Origin of the sequence: Oceaniferula marina, assembly GCF_013391475.1 — a bacterium.
In the GTDB taxonomy this organism is placed as follows: domain Bacteria; phylum Verrucomicrobiota; class Verrucomicrobiia; order Verrucomicrobiales; family Akkermansiaceae; genus Oceaniferula; species Oceaniferula marina.
In genome coordinates this window covers 1-4,526 of the sequence record NZ_JACBAZ010000043.1, presented here as the reverse complement: position 1 = coordinate 4,526, position 4,526 = coordinate 1, and the positions used below count along the sequence as shown (strand labels likewise).

The window sequence follows — 4,526 nt, the reverse complement described above, 5'->3', positions numbered from 1 at the left end:
CACTTAGCCTTGCAAAGAAAACCGATGAATCCACTGAGTGAACAAACTTATGGTTTCATCCTTCGAGCCGATTCGGAATAGTCAACCGTTTGAATAATCTGCCTATTTTTTCGCATAACGTAAAGCACACCGGCAGCGATCAGGCGTCGATATGCGAATTAAAGATTCAATGTCGTAAAAAGGTTACCTGTCGCAAACTCGACAGCTACTAGCTGTCGGGTGCTGCGACTTGTTCTGCCGATTAGTTTCCCCCGCTTTTCTGGTTACTTTCAAGAGCGACTCCGAACCCATCTTTCTTGCTCACAATTAATGGAACGTGACACCCGAATTCGTGTGCCTTGCAAGGAAAGCCGATCAATAACCTGAGTAATCAAACTTATGGTTTCATCCTTCGAGCCGATTCGGAGTAAGCAACCTTTCTGGAAGTGCTGAGTTTTTTTGCAGAACGTAAAGCACACCAGCAGCGATCAGGCGCCGATATGCGAATTATAGATACTATGTCGTAAAAGGGTTACCTGTCGCAAACTCGACAGCTACTAGCTGTCGGGTGCTGCGACTTGTTCGGTTTGTTTTATTTTAGATACAGATTCATATGGTAATAGGGCAGAACCAAGCCAACCAAATATAGCGCCACATAGAAAAAAGTAATAGTCCATGCCATAGTCAGAACCAACGGAAAGAACACAACGAGCCTCTTCAACCTCGATATAGTTATCAAGATAGCGCTGATAATAATTCCTATGATGCAATGCGCTACGACACCATTCTTGATGGCGGCAAGTTGAAAACACAACTCTGACAACCTTGGCAGTTCACCCATTTGGTCAGGTGGAGAAAGAGACTTACCAAGAGGAAAGACGACTTCTCCAAAAAACCAATAGCACAAAGGGATAGGGATGATCGCTAAATAGCGAATTGCATCGTGCTTTGTCATTTTTTACCGAACGTAAAGCTCACCCGCCACGATGAAATGGTTGATGAACGGATTAATAGATTTCCTTTTTAGGAACAGAAACAAAACCTGGCACGGCAGCTACTAGTGGTCGGGTGCAGCGACTTGTTCTGCCGATTTGTTTCCCCCGCTTTTCTCGTTGCTTTCAAGCGCGAATAGGAATCAACCTTTATTGCTCACAACTTATGAAACGTGACACCCGAATTCGTGAGCCTTACAGGGAAGGCCGATGAATAACCTGAGTGAACAAACTTATGGTTTCATCCTTCGAGCCGATTCGGAATAATCAACCTTTCTGGAAGTGCTGAGTTTTTTTGCAGAACGTAAAGCTCACCCGCCACGATGAAATGGTTGATGAACAAATTAATAGATTTCCTTTTGAGGAACAGAAACAAAACCTGGCACGGCGGCTACTAGTGGTCGGGTGCAGCGACTTGTTATGCAATTAGTTTCCCCCGTCTTTCTGGTTACTTTCAAGAGCGATTAAGAATNAGATTTTGCTGACCGATGATCAGAATAATCGCTTAGCCTTACAAGGAAAACCGATGAATCCACTGAGTGAACAAACTTATGGTTTCATCCTTCGAGCCGATTCGGAATAGTCAACCATTTGAATGATCTGCCTATTTTTTCGCATAACGTAAAGCACACCGGCAGCGATCAGGCGCTGATATGCGAATTATAGATACAATGTCGTAAAATGGTTTGCCGTCGCAAACTCGACAGCTACTAGCTGTCGGGTGCTGCGACTTGTTGGGCTTGGTTTGATCTACTTTATAAGTTCAGGAAGCAAACCGCCTTTCCTAAATTTTGGTTCAGGGTCTTTTTTGTGGAACAGCTTCAACTCTTCGAGCGTTAATTTTCTAGTTTTCACGCTAGGTAGGACGCTCTCGAACACGGTATTTGCGCCATTATCTGAGACATGTATTACACTGCCCCCTTCTGATTCTTCTTTCGCCGTAATTGTTACTGTATAGTAGCAACCCCACTTCTTAAGCAAAACGCCATTCATCTTCAGAGGAGTTACCCGCCACAACTGAATTGCGGCAACCAACTTCTCTACGTTCTTCGAAGCTTTCACTTTGTTGCTTCGTCTTGGTTCAACATGAATCACTTGCCCTTTAGAATTATAATCTACCAAGAACATGTAACTTTGCACTGGCGCGTTCGGATATACGTCAAGATCTTGTGGTAACTGAATCGAATATAATTGCCCACCTTCACTAAATTGGCCAACAGGTGTGCCGTCCGCATTGGCGAATTGAAACATCGTGATCAAGAGAAAGACCACTGCTATAAGGCTGCATTTCATGACCTGTGTATTTTTTGCCCAACGTAAAGCACACCGGCAGCGATCAGGCGCCAATATGCGAATTAAAGATACAATGACGTAAAAGGATTACCTGTCGCAAACTCGACAGCTACTAGCTGTCGGGTGCTGCGACTTGTTGGGCTTGTTATTTCTTAAGGTGTGCGTGTATCACCTCTAGCTAAACGGAAGACTTCACGAAAGAAGCAAACAAGTCTCCAAATACCAGAAAACCCATATCCCAATAGAAAGAAATTCATTACGATTAATGTGCCATCAAGAATAGGATTCCATCTTCCTCCCATAACGCCAAGACTCCCAAATAACCCAAGTGGCAAAGCTAATCCAACAACTACGACTTCGAGAGCATCAGATAGCCAACGCCCAGCACCTTCACCAATACTTATTAGGCACATGAAACATACCGACCAAACAGAGGTAATGCCTATCGTCAAACGGCCTCCTAATGTGATTATGCTTTTCACTGCATTTTTTTGCCCAACGTAAAGCTCACCCGCCACGATGAAATGGTAGATGAACGGATTAATAGATTTCCTTTTGGGGAATAGAAACAAAACCTGGCAAGTCAGCTACTAGTGGTCGGGTGCAGCGACTTGTTATGCAATTAGTTTCCCCCGTCTTTCTGGTTACTTTCAAGAGCGATTAAGAATNAAGAATACAGATTTTGCTGACCGATGATCAGAATAATCACTTAGCCTTACAAGGAAAACCGATGAATCCACTGAGTGAACAAACTTATGGTTTCATCCTTCGAGCCGATTCGGAATAGTCAACCATTTGAATGATCTGCCTATTTTTTCGCATAACGTAAAGTTCACCGGCAGCGATGAAAGCGTCGATGAAACGATTAAAGTTTCAATTCTTTAGAACAGCCGAAAAGCCTGGCCAGTCAGCTACTAGCTGTCGGGTGCAACGCCTTGTTCGGTTTGTTTTTTTAATTAACTGAAGGTGCATACATAAACATCACCAAAATACCAAAGCATACTACGAATCCAATAACCCCATACACAGTATCTCTCCTTCCATTGTTGGAACTCGTGAAAAACGATAGCACAGAAAGAATCATACCAGCGACAGCGCATAACATATGCATGACAAAAATACACATAAGAACATTTATATGGACCCCAACCAAAAACAGAATAACACCAAGCACCATTACGAATATTGCAGAACCCGCCAGCTTTAGACTCCACACTGCTAGACTACTTCGTGACGGTGGCATCTCTGATGTATGATCCGATGTTTTCATGTATATTTTACCGAACGTATAGCTCACCTACCCCGATAAAAGGGCTGACAAACGGTTAAATGTTTCAATTCTGATAAACAGTAGCAAAACCAAACTGGGTAGCTACTAGGGGTTAGGTGCAGCGCCTTGTTCGGCTTGTTTAATTACAATGGGAAAATCAATAGTCTGCTCTTCCCCTCTAGAATGTACACTATGCATCGCCATGCAAACAGCATCTTCANGTCACCGGCCATCACCCACTTGAAACAATAATCTATTCCATCCAGAGAGATATAAACTTCATAGCATCCCAGCAAACGGCCTCCCCATTGCTCAATATCATACCTTGATGTTGAGCGAGAACGAACATCATTGATAGTGAGATATATGTTCATTTTTTGCCGAACGTAAAGCTCACCCGTCCCCGATGGAATGGATGAACAAGGTTTAATGTTTCAATTTTGAGAAAGGGTCGAAAAACCAAACTCGGCAGCTACTAGGGGTCGGGTGCAGCGGCTTGTTCGGTTTGTTTTTTTATAATGAATGTCTCAATTATATATCGAATTACTAGATATGGAACAGAAATCACAAATCCAATCAACCAACCAGATAATAATGATACAGCAACAAGGCCAGTCCCATCAGCTAGAGGGTCATCTGATTGCGAAGGTATCGATAAATATATAAATGAACACAGGATCAATAATAGCCAAATAACAATTATAGAATAAAGCAATCCCCACCTCGCTCTTCGATTCGGGATAAACTTATACTTACTAGAAAATAGAGGTGATAAAATAAACCAGCTTGGAGTCATCACATATACAAGAAATATTACGGCATAATCAAAAAATGATTCCATGGCTTTTTTTACCGAACGTAAAGCTCACCCGCCACGATGAAATGGTAGATGAACGAATTAATAGATTTCCTTTTGAGGAACAGAAACAAAACCTGGCACGGCGGCTACTAGTGGTCGGGTGCAGCGACTTGTTATGCAATTAGTTTCCTCC

General features: G+C 42.8%; 2 protein-coding genes. Both read right to left on the bottom strand.

Annotated elements, in window-relative coordinates; translation table 11 throughout:
- Positions 1-1,721: 1,721 nt before the first annotated feature.
- The gene (locus HW115_RS19455; RefSeq protein ID WP_178935322.1) at positions 1,722-2,264 is read right to left on the bottom strand and encodes a hypothetical protein; all 543 of its coding nucleotides are present in this window, start codon (positions 2,262-2,264) and stop codon (positions 1,722-1,724) included.
- A gap of 152 nt (positions 2,265-2,416) precedes the next feature.
- Positions 2,417-2,782, bottom strand: a complete 366-nt coding sequence (locus tag HW115_RS19450; protein WP_178935320.1) for a hypothetical protein — start codon at positions 2,780-2,782, stop codon at positions 2,417-2,419.
- Positions 2,783-4,526 lie beyond the last annotated feature (1,744 nt).